Below are 13,149 nucleotides of genomic sequence, written 5' to 3'. Positions count from 1 at the left end.
AGATGTTGGGATGACACGCGTGGCCGAGGGGAGCCACGGGAAAACTCGCTGCCCACGCCAACGGGAGAAGGAGGGTAACCCATGGCAGACAACAGTGGTGCCGCGTTACCGGACGGCGACAGAGGCGACGTACGTTCAGACCGCCGCACGGCTGGCTCCTGGTTCGGGCGCGCGGCCGCCTGGGCACGCGACCACGGACCCCAGACACTCATCGGGTCTGTGTTGGTGACCGCGGTGGGCGCGGTGTTGTCGGTGCTGCTGACCGCCGTGATCGACGGCGGCGGTACGAATAACGGCTCACCGCCGGTCGCGGACTCCGCGCGCCCGTCGAGCGAGGCGACCTTCAAGACCGCGGCAGCGCCGACCTGTTCGGGTGAGGGTTGCGACGGGCTCGACCCCAAGGTCACGGGGTGCGGGGACGGGGCAGTCACCGTGGCCGAGGACTGGGCCGGCACCATGCACGTGGAGATCCGCTTCAGTCCTCGCTGCGGGACGGTATGGGGAAAGCTGACCGGCGCGGAGGTCGGAGACACAGTCGAGATCCGGACGTCGCCGAACCGGCGCCAGCAAGCAAAGGTACTGACCGGCCACACCAAGTACACGCACATGCTCTCGGTACCGGAAAAGTTCACTGCGCAGGCGACAGCGCTCGCGGTCAACGCGACCGCCGCCCGTGACGTGCCGACGGGCCATGTACTCACTGTCGGTGCCGACGAAGCTGATCTGCCTACGTCCGGTGTCGGCTGATTTCCTGGTCAAGGCTGGTCTGGACGTAGTGCGTGGCGGCAAGGTTGTCGGGCTGATGGGTGAGGGACGACATCTCCTCGCGGAGGACGTCGCGCAGGGGAGTCCGAATCCACCGGATGTTGCCCTACGGGTCGCGGACCCGGCCCCCGAGGTCACCGAAGTACAGTTCCGTCGTTTCTGTCACGCCGAGCGCCCCGGTCGTCGGCGCCTTCCGGTGGTTGACGTCGGCGTCCTCGACGTAGAGCCGCAGGAGCGCGGGCGTATCTGGCCATCCGTCCTTCGCGTCGAACAGCATCACCACCGAGTCCGACCTCAGCGTGCCCCTCGGTGGCAGCAGGCGGACCAGCCATGCCGCGATCGGGGCAGCGACGAGGCCGCCGAGGAGAAAGGCGGCCACCCACACGAAGTCGATGCCCTGCGAGCCGTGCGAGAACAGGAAGCCGGCGAACAAGCCGAGGGGGGACAGGAAACGGCGGCGCAGCGGCTTGCCCCAGGTTGCCCTTCGGCAGGCCCCGGAAGGAGAGGCACGTCCCCCTGCATTGCCTTCTTGAGCGGGCTGGTTCACGGTGTTAGCCCGTGAGGAACGCTGAGGATGAGGGGGAAGGTCATGCGAAGACGGAGCTTTCTGAGCGGATTAGGGGGCGTGCTCGGTGCCGGGGCGGTCGGGCTCGGGCTCGCCTCCACAAGCAGCGGTACGGCGAGTGCGGCGGACCTGGACGCCGCGGAGCCCCATGACTGGCAGGCGGTCACCGCACCCGACTGCACTCCCGCCGCCCAACTGATCGACGTGGCCGCCGCCGGGCCCGACCTCGCCTGGGCCGTGGGCGAGGAGGGGCGCAACGGCAGTACCCGAGGCACGCCGCTGGCCCTCGCGTGGGACGGCGGGACATGGACCCGCGTCGGCCTCGCCCACCTCGGCTTCGGCGGCTCCCTGCACTCCGTCGCCGGCACCTGCGCCCGCTCCGCCTGGGCGGTCGGCACCGACGCCTCCGGTGCCGCGCACCTGCTCGCCTGGGACGGGCGCACCTGGCAGGAGGCCGACTTCCCGGGGCGGGGGCAGGCCGGAACTGTCCTCACCGGAGTCGCGGTGGACCCCGACGGGCAGGCCTGGTGCTCCGGCCGTAACAGCGACGGCTCGGTGCTGCTGCGCGGCGGGCGAGGCGGCTGGTGGTGGGTGGCGGCACCACCGAGCGGGGCCGCGGCCACGCCGTCGGGCGTCCGGGTGACCCCCGACGGCAACGTCTGGGTCTACGGCACCGGAATCGTCGCCCGCTGGAACGGCACCGCGTGGACCGAGCTCCCCGCCTACCAGGGCATTCGCGCCACCGTCACCGGACTGCTCCCGGTCGCCGACGACGACATCTGGCTCACCGGCTACGACTACGGAGTCGGCGGCCCGCCCGGCAAACCCCCCGGCGTCACCCTCCTCCACGGGGACGGCAGCACCTGGCGGAGCGTCACCGCGCCCTTCACCGTCGGCATGCTCACCGGGATCGTGGGCGACGAGCGGGGACTGCCCGACCGTGTTTCCGGCTGGGATTTCTGGGACCAGAACCGGGCGCATCACCTGCGGTGGGACGGGGCGGCCTGGGTGAGTGAGCGCGGTGCCGCCTCGTCGGCTCCTGTAGTGATCAACTCCCTGGTGTCCGTGCCTGGTGCGGGCGGCTATTGGGGAGTCGGTACGACGTCCTCCTCCCCCTATCCGCCCGCCCAGGTCCGGATCGAGCGCTGAACCACACCAGCCGGATCACGTTCCAGGACAGCGGCTCCAGGACGGCGGTCAGCCGGCCGTCCTGGAGGGCTGTGCCCTCGACCAGGTGCGGGGTGACCCGCTCGGGGTCGTCGAGCGTATTGCTCAACTGCCTGCGACGGATGGCGGATGGATGGCGCCGCCCGACCGGCCAGGCGGCTGCGCGGCCCCAGGAGGCCGCGTCCGCTGACGCGGTGTACGGCGGTCGCCCACCGGTAGGGGGATCCGCAGGTGCAACACATCTGGCGGATGTGTTGCATTCTCAGCCGCTACACCACTCCTGTGGACACGGCAGGGCGCCGTCAGCACGGCCCGGGCACCGCTGAGTCTGCTCGGCGGCCTTGCGCCGGTGGGCGCATTCATCGACGCGGGATGCGGGATGGAAGGGGCTGATTGGCGGATGTGTGCCACCTGCCCGGACGAGCACCCAGGAACGGAGGGCCGCAGGATGGCACACATCCGCCAATCACTGCGTGAGTCACCCAGTGACTCCCCGCGAGGCCCGAACCACCGAGCTCACACCGCGTTCGTCGCGGCTGACCCGTTCAAGCTGGCCTATCGCAGCGGGAAAGAGGCCCCCTGCCGCCACCACGTTCCGTCGTGGACCAGCAAGTCGACCGACGAGACCTGCGCGACGACGGGAAGACTGCTGAGCAACTCGGCCTCGGCCTCGTCCACGACAGCCTCGCCTGGCCCTGGGCGACGGTCAGATGCGGGACAACACCATCGAACTGCCCGCCGGACGGCGGGCTTTCCGGCCACCGCTCGACGATCGCCTCGGTGAGGCACCGGAACGGGCCGTCCGGTTCTGGGGCGAGATACAGCACCCCGGGGAACCGCCCGCAGTGCTCGAACCGTGCCTCGAAGGACTGATGCCGGCCGAGCACCTCACCGATCGCAGCGCAGACACCCGGGTCGATCCGGCTGGCGTCGAGAAACGGGAAGAGCACGGTGACATGGGCCGGGACACCGGCACGGGCCGAGGGGTCAAGCCGGTCACGCCACGCACGCACAGCAGGCTCCGCCTCCGGGACCCTCACGACCAGCCCCGACTGCCCTGCCTGGAACCCATGGGAGTCGTCATCCGCCATCGCATCTGTCTATCAGCGGGCATGATCGGCAGCGACCCGGTTATCACCACCATGCCAAGCGCCATGGGGCCCGAGCAGTGTCGAAGCCACCACCCACCGGCCCGCAAGCCGCTGAGCAGACCCGGCGTGCCGGCGAGACGCGGATGCGCCCACTCCGCCGACCCACATCCCAAGCGGCGCAAGGGGATGTCGGCCTGGGCCACCCGCCTTTCCGGGCCGCTCGCTCGCTTCTCACTCGTGCTGGAGCGAGCCGAGTCAAGGGTGGCCCGGAGGGCCATCGCCGAAGGCGACGCGGAGCCGGAGGCGTAGCGCCCTTTACTCGGGTCGTGGAAGCACGACACTGGCCAGGAAGCGGGCGGCCCCCACGGCCACTCGTCGGCAGTACGGCATCTGCCACCCCGTCACGTCACCTCCTCCGGCGGTCGCCGGCGCCGAGGAGGGACAGCCATCCCGGCACGTCGATCTCGGCACGTACGGTCTTTCCTGGCGGTGGTTCGCGGTCCATCACCTCCCACCGGTCGGCGAGCGCGTCGACGAGAAGGAGCCCGCGGCCGGAGTCGTCGAGCGGCGCGGACGACCGTACGTCACGCGGTCCAGGCGGAAGTGCCCCGGTGTGGGTGTCGGTGACTTCGATACGGACGCTGCCCGTCACGAGGACGAGGCGCAGCTCGAAGTCCCGGCCGGGGACACGACCGTGGGTCACGGCATTGGCGGCGAGTTCCGCGACGATCAGCGCCGCTCTGTCGGACGCGTCCGTGCCATGCGGGAGGCCCCACGCGCGGAGCTGCTCCAGCGCCAGATACCGGGCGAGTCTGGCGCCGCGCGGCGTTGAGCTGAGCCGCTGGCTGAACACACGTACGGTAACCGGGTTCTGGGAGGCGGGAAGTGCTGTCATGCGCTCAATCTGGCGCCCGAGCACCGCACTTCTCCAGGTCGGCGCCGCGTACGCTGCGGGAGCGTACGCGGTTACGGGGTGGACAGTACTCATCACCAGCCGTGACCATGGGCACGGGAGGTGACCGTCAGTGGTCGATGCGCTGGGTACGAGTGGCGAACCGGAGTCGTCGGACAGTCTGCGGACGTTCGGGGCGGTCGTACAGGCATTGCGGGAGCATGCCGGGTTGAGCCGGGAGGAGTTCGGTGACCGGGTGGGCCTCTCCAAACACACGGTGGCTTCAGTGGAGTTGGGGCGGCGGATGCCGGATCCGACGTTCGCGGAGCGATCGGAGGCAGTGCTCGGGAATACGGGGGCGTTGCAACGGGCGGCACAGCATCTGGCTCGGCAACCGGGGCTGGCGGCGTGGTTTCGGCGGTGGGCGCGGTTGGAGGCGACCGCGATCACGCTGTACACGTACGAATGCCGGTTGATTCCAGGGCTGTTGCAGACGGAGGCTTATGCCCGGACGCTGTTCACCAACCAGCTGCCGCCTCTCGACGACGAGCAGATCGAGGCGCAGTGGATCGCTCGGGCGGAGCGGCAACGGTTACTTCGGGAGCGACCCAACACCGCCTTCGGCTTCATCCTGGAGGAGGGGCTGTTCCTGCGGCGCACGGGTGGGGTGGAGGTCACGCGCGAGCTGATCGACCATGTGCTGGAGATCGCGGAGTTGCGGAACGTCGAGATTCAGGTCATGCCACAGGTGCAAGAGACCCACGCGGGGCTGCACGGCCCCATGCGGTTGCTGGAGACGCCGGAGAACAAGTGGTTCGCCTACTGCGAGGGGCAGGAAAGCGGCCAGCTCATCGCTGACCCAAAGGTGGTCAGCGTGCTCCAGATGCGATATGCCAGGATGCGCTCACAGGCTCTCACCATCAAAGACTCCGTGAGCCTGTTGCAGCGCATGCGAGGAGACTTATGAGCATCACTGAACTGGCCTGGTTCAAGAGCAGCTACAGCAGCGGCTCCGGCGACGACTGCGTCGAGGTCGCCCCCTCCCCCACCACCATCCACATCCGCGACTCCAAGAACAAACAGGGTCCCCACCTCACAGTCACCCCTGACGCTTGGATGAACTTCATCTCCCTTGCGACACACGCAACTTGAAGGAACCTGAGCGTCAAACCAGCCAACAGCCGTCGCGCTGGCCGAGGCGGCGGTGGTCGCAGACGTGTTCGGCGCGGTCCAGGGAGACTCGGACAACAACGTGCAGGAGACGGTCCTGCTCGCCGAACACCCGCTGCTGGCCGAGGTGGGCCACCACGCCACGTCCTGGCTCCTGGTCGCGGATGCGTTCGCCGGCCATGCGGACGACGTACTCACCGGCAGCGTGAGACTGCTCGACGCCTGCGCTACCGCGCACCTCGGTCGGCCGTGTCGCGGGGAGACGGTCAGCGGGAGGTGAGGGGGGTTTCGGACTCAACGCGGGTGAGCTTTTCGGGGTTGCGGACGTAGTAGAGACCCGTGACGCGGGCGTTCTCCACGCGGAAGGCCAGCACGCCGTCGATCACGCCGTCCACGCGCAGGATGAGTCCGGGGTTGCCGTTGACCGTCGTGGGCTCACTGGTGAAGGTGCCGCCGGCCTTTTCGACACTGCCGGCCATGTAACGGAGCACCTTGTCGGCGCCGACGACCGGCCGCAGGGCCGCCAGCTTGAGGCCGCCGCCGTCGCTGACGAAAACAACGTCCGGGGCGAGTACGTCGAGCAGCCCGTGCAGGTCCCCGGTTTCGAGCGCGGACTGGAACGAATTCAACGCTGCCCGGGTTTCTTCCGGGGAAACCGATGTGCGCGGCCGGCGGGCGTCGACGCGTTGGCGGGCGCGGTAGGCGATCTGGCGTGTGGCGGCGGGGCTCTTGTCGATTGCGGCCGCGATGTCCTCGTAGCCGATGTCGAAGACCTCGCGCAGCACGAAGACGGCGCGTTCGGTCGGTGAGAGGGTTTCGAGGATGAACATGAGTGCCAGCGACAGGTTCTCGGACAGTTCGACGTCCTCGGCCACGTCCGGCGCGGTGAGCAGGGGCTCAGGCAGCCAGGGGCCTACGTAGGCCTCCTTGCGCCGTTTGAGGGTGCGTAGCCGGTTGAGTGCTTGCCGGGTCGTGATCCGTACCAGGTAGGCGCGCTGGTCCCGCACCTGCGCCAGGTCGACATTGACCCACCGCAGCCAGGCCTCCTGGAGAACGTCCTCGGTGTCCGCCGCCGATCCGAGCATCTCGTAGGCGACGGTGAACAACAGGTCGCGGTGGGCGACGAAGGCCTCGGTCGCGGGGTCGGTGACGTGGTCGTTCATGTCGTGCGCTTCACTCTCTCGTGGTTGGCCCCATGTGCCGGAAGCAGGCCGTAAAGAACATGTACCCGGTCCGATGACGGGGTTGTCGGCAGCAGCCTCCCCACTGATCAGGCCACGTGGGATGGGCGGGCTGTGGGACTGGCGCCCCGGAGCCCGGCCACGGCCTACGAGGCCGCGGCGTTGTGTGCTTGTCACTCCGGCTCGGTCCTTCTCGGGCCGGACCGGTCGGTCCGGCCGAAGGAAGGGTCTTGGCGGCTGGCCCGCGCGTCAGGTGTTGGACGGCGTCGTGGGGTGTTCCGGCTGAGGCGTTACCACGCGGTCGGTGCTGTCGCCGTGGGATCCGCGGGAACTGGCCTTGCGTGCCCCGGACACCAACTTGTTGAGGGTGAACACGCAGGCGATCTCCTTGACGCCGGCACCGGTCCGCCCGCTGATGCTGAGCGCGTTCACCTTGTCGTTCGGGTAGGAGAACTGGGTCACGCCCCCCTTCCGGCCGAGGCTGAGGCACTGCCCGGCGAAGAACATCCGGACGGGAGAGGCTTTCTTCCCCGCGATCCGGCGCAGGATCGTGGCGGCGGCCGCCGGGCCCAGCTGCGTGGCGGCCTGGCAGCTCAGCCGGAACGGGTGGTCCGGCATCACTCCCGCGTCCCCAGCGGCAATGATGCGCTCGTCGTCCACACTGGTCAGCGTCGTGTCGATGACCAGACGGCCTTCGGCGTTGGTGCGCAGCCCGCTGCGGGCGGCCAGGTCCGGGATACGGAATCCCGCGGTCCAGATCGTCACCGCGCTGGGCAGCTCGCGGCCGTCGTCGAGCCGTACGCCGTCGCGTGTCACTTCCGCCACCTTGGTACCGGGTCCTTCGAGGAAGGTCACACCCAGCTTGGCGAGCCGGCGGGCGACCGGGCGGCGGACTCGGGCGTGCAGGGAGGGGCCGAGCACCTTGCCGCAGACCAGGGTGACCTTGCGGCCCACCTCCGCCAGCTCGGCGGCGGTCTCCAGGCCGGTCGGGCCGGCCCCGAACCACGGTCACCGGCACACCATCGCGCCGAGCCAGGCTGCCGGCCCGCCGTCACGCCCCCGTCCCCGCCGCCAGCAACCACCGCGCTCGGCGTTCCCGCTCATCATCTCTCCCCATGTCGTGGACTCGGCATCAAGACACCAGCCACCCCTCTGCCGTAACAGCCCGCGGATGAGACGTAGCGCACACCGGACACAACGGAACGCCGTCCCTTTCCTCGGGCGGCAGTCGGGCATGAGTGCTCAGACGGTCATCAGAGGCCACCGCCGACAGGCCGCAGGGCGGCCTGCTTGAGGCCACCGCCGTAGCCGGCGGAGCTGAACGAGCTGGATGAAGGCCGACGGCTCGCCCGGCACGCGAGCCTGCTCACGGATACTCCGGCACCGCAGCTCGACTCGCCTTCCGTCTATGGCTGTCGGCCTGCGCCCGGTCTCATGTCACTCGGAAAGGTTTGCCGACGTCGCGTCAGTGTGAGAAGCCGTTGTCGTACCGATCAAGGGACTTACTGACCGAACGGATGTCTCGATCGGGTGATCGCTGAGGGTCTCGTGCATAGAGTCAGGGCCTCTCGGTAGCTCGGAGGTTGTCGAAGCCACGAGCACCAGGAGGCCCTGCTGCCGCAGTTGTACGCCCTCGCGTCGGCAGAGTCCAACGCGGCCCACCGGACGCGTGACTGTCTGACTCACGCGTACGGGAATGCGTCCGACCGAGCGGAGCGCGATCGCCGGTATCCGTCGGACATGACCCACGCGGAGTGGGCCGAGGTGCATGCGTTGTTGCCCGTGCCGGGATGGCTGGAGGGAAGGGGCGGGCAGCATCGATGGCGTCGACATCGGCGTCACGTTCGACCGGGAGCGCAATCGCTACGAGTTCTCCTGGGATGAGCACGGTGGAGCCGCCGGAGGGTGAGATGTCCTCCGGCGGCTCCGTCGGCTTTGTCCGGTCCGGATCAGGCGAGGCGGATCACGTTCCAGGACAGCGGCTCCAGTACGGCGTTCAGGCGGCCGTCCCGGAGGGTCGTGCCGTCGACCGAGTGCGGGGTGACGCGCTCCGGCTCGGTGAGGGTGTTGCGGGCGTCCGGGTCGGCGTCGGCGAGGGCACTGTGCTCGACGACGGACGTCAAGTCCAGCCTGTTCAGGGCGACTTCGAGCGGCAGCGCTTCGGTCCGGCTGCGGTTGACCGCGAAGACGGTGACCGTGCCGTCCTCGGCGCGCACGGCGGTGGCGTGCAGCAGGTCGGCCTCGCCGTACTTCTTCGTCTCGTACGTCGGGGAGTCCACGCGGACGTCCAGGACCTGACCGCGGCCGTACTTCGAGGCCTGGGCGAACGGGAAGAACGTCGTCTGCCGCCAGGCCGGGCCGCCGGGCTCGGTCATGATCGGCGCGATGACGTTGACGAGTTGCGCGAGGCAGGCGACGGTGACGCGGTCGGCGTGCCGCAGCAGCGCGATGAGGAGCGAGCCGAAGACGACCGCGTCCATGACGCTGTAGTTGTCCTCAAGGAGGCGCGGAGCCTCGGGCCAGTCGTTCTGCTCGATCGCCTGCGCGTGCTCCTCCCACTCGCGCAGGTACCAGACGTTCCACTCGTCGAAGGAGAGGTTGATCTTCTTCTTGGACTTGAGGCGAGCGCCGATGTGGTCGCAGGTCGCGACAACGTTCTCGATGAAGGACTCCATGTCGACGGCGGAGGCGAGGAAGGAGTCGACGTCGCCGTCCTCCGGCCAGTAGTAGGCGTGCAGCGAGATGTAGTCGACGAGGTCGTACGTCTCCTTGAGGACCGTCGCCTCCCACTCGGCGAAGGTGGGCATGCTCTGGCCGGAGGAGCCGCAGGCGACGAGTTCGACCTTCGGGTCCTGCTGGCGCATCGCGCGGGCCGTCTCGGCGGCGATACGGCCGTACTCCTCGGCCGTCTTGTGACCGGTCTGCCAGGGGCCGTCCATCTCGTTGCCGAGGCACCAGAGGCGGATGCCGAAGGGGTCCTTGTCGCCGTGGGTGACACGGAGGTCGGACAGGGCGGTGCCCTCGGGATGGTTGGCGTACTCCTGGAGTTCGAGGGCTTCGGCGACGCCGCGTGTGCCGAGGTTGACCGCCATCATGGGCTCGGCCTGGGGGCCGACCTTGCGGAGGAAGTCGATGTACTCGGAGAGGCCGAAGCGGTTGGACTCCGTCGAGTGCCAAGCGAGGTCGAGGCGGCGAGGTCGGTCTTCGGCTGGGCCTACCGAGTCCTCCCACTTGTAGCCCGAGACGAAGTTGCCGCCGGGGTAGCGGATGGCTGTGACGCCGAGTTCGCGGACCAGGTCCAGGACGTCCTGGCGCAGGCCCTTGTCGTCGGCCGTGGGGTGGTCCGGTTCGAAGATGCCGGTGTAGACGCAGCGGCCGAGGTGTTCGACGAAGGACCCGAATAGACGGGGGTTGACCTCGCCGGTGGTGAAGGCGGGGTCGAGGGTGAAGCGGGCCGTCTTTTGCATGTTCGCCTTTCCAAAGGGGTGATTCTTGTTCGTTGGCGGCTGCGGGTGCGTGGGGGCTTGTCGCGCAGTTCCCCGCGCCCCTAAACGGCGGTTGGCCAGCCGTTCTTTTTCCAGTGCAGTTGGTTCAGGCCCGGCTTGGGGGTGCCTTCGTCCTCTGCGTCGTAGTAGTGGTACGCCAGCCAGTCGTGGCCCTTGGCTCGGAAGATCGACTCGCCGCCCGTTCCGAGATAGCGGCCGTGGCCCTCCAGCAGCAGGTTGCCACCGCCCTCCAGCATCGGTTTACCCGTGCTGTCGACGTACGGGCCGGTCACCGAAGTCGACCTTCCAACTCTGACCTTGTACGTCGAGTTCACGCCCGCGCAGCACTGGTCGTAGGACGCGAACAGGTAGTAGTAGCGGCCGTGCTTCACGATGTACGGCCCCTCGACGGCGTACGGCGCGTCCGGCCTCGTCGCCAGGTGGTGGACCGTGGCTCCCTCCAGCGCCTTGCCGGTCTCCGGGTCCAGCTGGACCATCCGGATGCCCGTCCAGTACGAGCCGAACGCCATCCACAGCTTGCCGTCGGCCCTGATGATCGCCGGGTCGATGGCGTTCCAGGAGTCGGTCTTCTCGGAGGTGAACACCTTGCCGTGGTCCGTCCAGGTGCCCGGCAGGCCCGAGCGGGACGTCGCCACGCCGATCGCGGAGTGGTTGCTGCGCCGCGAAGCCGAAGCTGCCCGCGACCGCCAATCCGCCTGCCGCGGCCAGAAGTTGCCTGCGGTTCAGGCCAGGTTGTCCCATGCCCTGCCCTTGCTGTTCGATATTTCGAAATGCGCTCGTAACTTCGAACGGGACCGTAAAATCGAAGCGCTTGCGCGTCAATGGGTTGGACAGGACTTTCGAAAGCCTGTGATCGTTCCCGGTTGAACAACGGTCGCCGGATCGCATGACGCGGACAGTTCCGGCCGCGTAGGCTCGAACGGCCCGCCGTACGGCGGCGGAAGGGGGTGTGATGGACTTCGGGGTGCTACGGCGGTGGCGGCGCGGCCCCGTCATGCGCCGCCTCGCGGCCGAGCTCGGCACCGCTCTGCGGTCCCGCCCCCGTCCCCCCGCCGACGTACGCGAACTGTGCCGGGCGCTGTGCGGGGCGATGAGCGCGCGGCGCGGCGGACGGCCCGTCGAGCTGCGCTTCGAACGGTTCCCCGACGAGATCGAAGTGACCGGCCTGTGGGTGGAGTTCCACGACTTCGACCTCGTCATCGTCGAGGAGCGGGCCGAGGCCGTGCAGCAACTGGTCATCCTCGGCCACGAGTTGTGGCACATGCACGTCGGACACGGCCATCGGCACGCCCCCGGTAGGGCCGCGGAGAACGCCGTCGCGGACCATCCGGCCGGGGCCGGCTGGAAGGGCATCGCCCTCGCCGTCGCGGCCCGCAACGGCTCGCGCCGGCGTGACGAGGCCGAGGCCGACGAGTTCGGGCACCGGCTCGCCGCGCTGTTCCGGCCCGTCGTGTCCGGCGACCGGGGCGCCGACGCCTCGCTCGACCCCGTACAGCGGTCACTGGGCTACCGCGGACGCAGAGGGGCGACGCCGTGACCCACGTCCTCGCGCTGGAACCGTCCCGGCTCCTCAGCGAGCTGAACATCTCCTTCTGGCTGCCGACCGTGGTGCTGACCGCCGCCCTGGCGATCAAGCTGCCCAGCATCGTCAAGATGTGGCGGGACCCGCTGCTGCGTGCCGTCGGCGGCCTGCTCCTCTTCGCCTGCGCGGTGTTCGTGTTCGCGGCCCCGGGCACCATCGCCTGGACCAACCGGGTCACCGGTGTCCCGAACATCTCGTCGCCCTGGGTGTACTCCCTGCTCACCACGCTGTGCGCGTCCTGGCTGCTGCTGATCATCGCCTGGCGCAACGGCCTCACCGACAGCGCGGACCGCACGCGCCGCGCCACCCGCTGGGTCGTCACCGTCTACGCTGCGGTGATCGTCGCCCTGTGGGTGCTCTTCGCCCTCGCGGACACGCCCGTGGAGCGGCTGCGGGACCTGGACACGTACTACGCCAACACGCCGTTCATGCGCGAGCAGATCCTGCTCTACCTGGTCGCGCACACGGTCGCCTCCACGGTCACGGCCCGGCTCGTGTGGAACTGGATCCGCACCGACGGCCTCGACGCCTGGCTGCGCTGGGGGCTCAGGCTCCTGGGGATCGGCTTCACGACGAACCTGTTCTTCGCCGTGTTCAAGCTCACCGCCGTCGTCGCCCGCTGGACCGGCCACGACCTGGACTGGCTGTCGACCAACCTGGCGCCGTCGGTCGCCTGTGTGGCCGCCACCCTGGTCGCGATCGGCTTCATCGTCCCGCACGCCGGCCAGTACCTGCAGGAACGCTGGCGCGTCCGGGGTCGGCTGCGCCGACTGCGGCCCCTCTACGCGCTGATGCGGACGGCGACGGGCAGCCGTGAGCCCTTCACGCTGCGCGCCCCCGCCGAACTGCGTCTGCTGCGCCGCGAGACGTTCATCCGCGACGGCCTCCTGCACCTGTCCCGGCATCTCGACGAGGGCCTGCGCGCGCGGTCCTACGACGCCGCCCTCGCCCTCGGCTTCGAGCACGGCCGGGCTCGGGCCCTCGCCGCCGCCGTGACGATCCTGGACGCCGCCGACGGACCACGGCCCGCGGAGGGTGCCGCGGACTCCCCCTCCGCGGAGCGGTCCCCCGAGCCGGACACCACGTATCTGCTGAGGGAGATCGAGGCCCTCTCCGAAGCCCTTCGCCGCCCCGACGACATCAAGGCGGTGCGCGCTCGCGCCGCCGCCCCGGCAGAGAGCGTGTCCGCGCATGACTGAACCGTCCCGTCCCGCCAGAACCGCCGTAGTG

13 protein-coding genes and 1 pseudogene are annotated in these 13,149 nt (G+C 69.3%); 7 read left to right on the top strand and 7 right to left on the bottom strand.

What is annotated here, in order from left to right; genetic code table 11:
* Positions 1-225: 225 nt before the first annotated feature.
* Complete coding sequence (locus ACKTSN_RS32275; protein ID WP_409472334.1) at positions 226-747, top strand: DUF2690 domain-containing protein; 522 nt, start codon at positions 226-228, stop codon at positions 745-747.
* A gap of 124 nt (positions 748-871) precedes the next feature.
* On the opposite strand, the gene ACKTSN_RS32270 is transcribed toward ACKTSN_RS32275, so the two are convergent.
* On the bottom strand, positions 872-1,198 hold the full coding sequence (locus ACKTSN_RS32270; protein ID WP_409472333.1) for a hypothetical protein: 327 nt from the start codon (positions 1,196-1,198) through the stop codon (positions 872-874).
* A 156-nt stretch (positions 1,199-1,354) separates the two neighbouring features.
* Between ACKTSN_RS32270 and ACKTSN_RS32265 the strand changes: the two genes are divergently transcribed.
* A complete protein-coding gene (locus ACKTSN_RS32265) occupies positions 1,355-2,479 on the top strand; it encodes a hypothetical protein (RefSeq protein ID WP_409472332.1) in 1,125 nt (374 codons plus the stop codon).
* 563 nt (positions 2,480-3,042) lie between these two features.
* Here ACKTSN_RS32265 and ACKTSN_RS32260 read toward each other — a convergent pair.
* Both ACKTSN_RS32260 and ACKTSN_RS32255 read right to left on the bottom strand, forming a co-directional pair.
* Positions 3,043-3,588 carry a 2'-5' RNA ligase family protein gene (locus ACKTSN_RS32260; protein WP_409472331.1) on the bottom strand — a complete coding sequence of 182 codons (546 nt, stop codon included), beginning with the start codon at positions 3,586-3,588 and terminating at the stop codon, positions 3,043-3,045.
* Positions 3,589-3,994: 406 nt separating this feature from the next.
* Positions 3,995-4,483 carry an ATP-binding protein gene (locus ACKTSN_RS32255; protein ID WP_409472330.1) on the bottom strand — a complete coding sequence of 163 codons (489 nt, stop codon included), beginning with the start codon at positions 4,481-4,483 and terminating at the stop codon, positions 3,995-3,997.
* 130 nt (positions 4,484-4,613) lie between these two features.
* On the opposite strand from ACKTSN_RS32255, the gene ACKTSN_RS32250 reads away from it, so the two are divergent.
* Genes ACKTSN_RS32250 through ACKTSN_RS32240 form a run of 3 tightly spaced genes read left to right on the top strand, consistent with a single transcriptional unit; the run spans position 4,614 to position 5,930 of the window.
* Positions 4,614-5,447: a helix-turn-helix domain-containing protein gene (locus tag ACKTSN_RS32250; protein WP_409472329.1), complete on the top strand. Its 834-nt coding sequence runs from the start codon at positions 4,614-4,616 to the stop codon at positions 5,445-5,447.
* Positions 5,444-5,632, top strand: a complete 189-nt coding sequence (locus ACKTSN_RS32245) for a DUF397 domain-containing protein (RefSeq protein WP_409472328.1) — start codon at positions 5,444-5,446, stop codon at positions 5,630-5,632. The genes ACKTSN_RS32250 and ACKTSN_RS32245 overlap by 4 nt, the downstream gene beginning before the upstream one ends.
* A gap of 52 nt (positions 5,633-5,684) precedes the next feature.
* Positions 5,685-5,930 (top strand): hypothetical protein, encoded by a 246-nt coding sequence (locus tag ACKTSN_RS32240; RefSeq protein ID WP_409472327.1) that lies wholly within the window; start codon positions 5,685-5,687, stop codon positions 5,928-5,930.
* Here ACKTSN_RS32240 and ACKTSN_RS32235 read toward each other — a convergent pair.
* From ACKTSN_RS32235 to ACKTSN_RS32220, 4 genes and pseudogenes are all read right to left on the bottom strand, one after another.
* Complete coding sequence (locus ACKTSN_RS32235) at positions 5,917-6,813, bottom strand: RNA polymerase sigma-70 factor (RefSeq protein WP_409472326.1); 897 nt, start codon at positions 6,811-6,813, stop codon at positions 5,917-5,919. The genes ACKTSN_RS32240 and ACKTSN_RS32235 overlap by 14 nt on opposite strands.
* A 267-nt stretch (positions 6,814-7,080) precedes the next feature.
* The gene (locus ACKTSN_RS32230) at positions 7,081-7,785 is read right to left on the bottom strand and encodes an FAD-dependent oxidoreductase (RefSeq protein ID WP_409472325.1); all 705 of its coding nucleotides are present in this window, start codon (positions 7,783-7,785) and stop codon (positions 7,081-7,083) included.
* A gap of 995 nt (positions 7,786-8,780) precedes the next feature.
* The gene (locus ACKTSN_RS32225) at positions 8,781-10,298 is read right to left on the bottom strand and encodes an alpha-N-arabinofuranosidase (RefSeq protein WP_409472324.1); all 1,518 of its coding nucleotides are present in this window, start codon (positions 10,296-10,298) and stop codon (positions 8,781-8,783) included.
* Positions 10,299-10,378: 80 nt separating this feature from the next.
* Positions 10,379-10,996 (bottom strand): annotated as a pseudogene (locus ACKTSN_RS32220) (arabinan endo-1,5-alpha-L-arabinosidase); the annotation flags it as partial.
* Between the two features lie 293 nt (positions 10,997-11,289).
* On the opposite strand from ACKTSN_RS32220, the gene ACKTSN_RS32215 reads away from it, so the two are divergent.
* Together ACKTSN_RS32215 and ACKTSN_RS32210 are read left to right on the top strand one after the other, a co-directional pair.
* A complete protein-coding gene (locus tag ACKTSN_RS32215) occupies positions 11,290-11,874 on the top strand; it encodes a toxin-antitoxin system, toxin component family protein (RefSeq protein WP_409472323.1) in 585 nt (194 codons plus the stop codon).
* Entirely contained in the window at positions 11,871-13,118 is a 1,248-nt protein-coding gene (locus ACKTSN_RS32210) for an MAB_1171c family putative transporter (RefSeq protein WP_409472322.1), read from the top strand. Before ACKTSN_RS32215 ends, ACKTSN_RS32210 begins: the two co-directional genes overlap by 4 nt.
* Positions 13,119-13,149: the final 31 nt, after the last annotated feature.

The organism is Streptomyces flavusporus (assembly GCF_046267975.1).
Classification (GTDB): domain Bacteria; phylum Actinomycetota; class Actinomycetes; order Streptomycetales; family Streptomycetaceae; genus Streptomyces; species Streptomyces flavusporus.
The sequence above is the reverse complement of the archived record's forward strand: the minus strand, read 5'-3'. Positions and strand labels throughout refer to the sequence as shown.

What these genes read in the sequence shown, in the direction of transcription:
- ACKTSN_RS32265 (WP_409472332.1), top strand. Translation starts at nt 1,355, where the DNA reads ATGCGAAGACGGAGCTTTCTGAGCGGATTAGGGGGCGTGCTCGGTGCC.
- ACKTSN_RS32260 (WP_409472331.1), bottom strand. Translation starts at nt 3,588, where the DNA reads ATGGCGGATGACGACTCCCATGGGTTCCAGGCAGGGCAGTCGGGGCTG.
- ACKTSN_RS32255 (WP_409472330.1), bottom strand. Translation starts at nt 4,483, where the DNA reads ATGACAGCACTTCCCGCCTCCCAGAACCCGGTTACCGTACGTGTGTTC.
- ACKTSN_RS32245 (WP_409472328.1), top strand. Translation starts at nt 5,444, where the DNA reads ATGAGCATCACTGAACTGGCCTGGTTCAAGAGCAGCTACAGCAGCGGC.
- ACKTSN_RS32235 (WP_409472326.1), bottom strand. Translation starts at nt 6,813, where the DNA reads ATGAACGACCACGTCACCGACCCCGCGACCGAGGCCTTCGTCGCCCAC.
- ACKTSN_RS32225 (WP_409472324.1), bottom strand. Translation starts at nt 10,298, where the DNA reads ATGCAAAAGACGGCCCGCTTCACCCTCGACCCCGCCTTCACCACCGGC.
- ACKTSN_RS32215 (WP_409472323.1), top strand. Translation starts at nt 11,290, where the DNA reads ATGGACTTCGGGGTGCTACGGCGGTGGCGGCGCGGCCCCGTCATGCGC.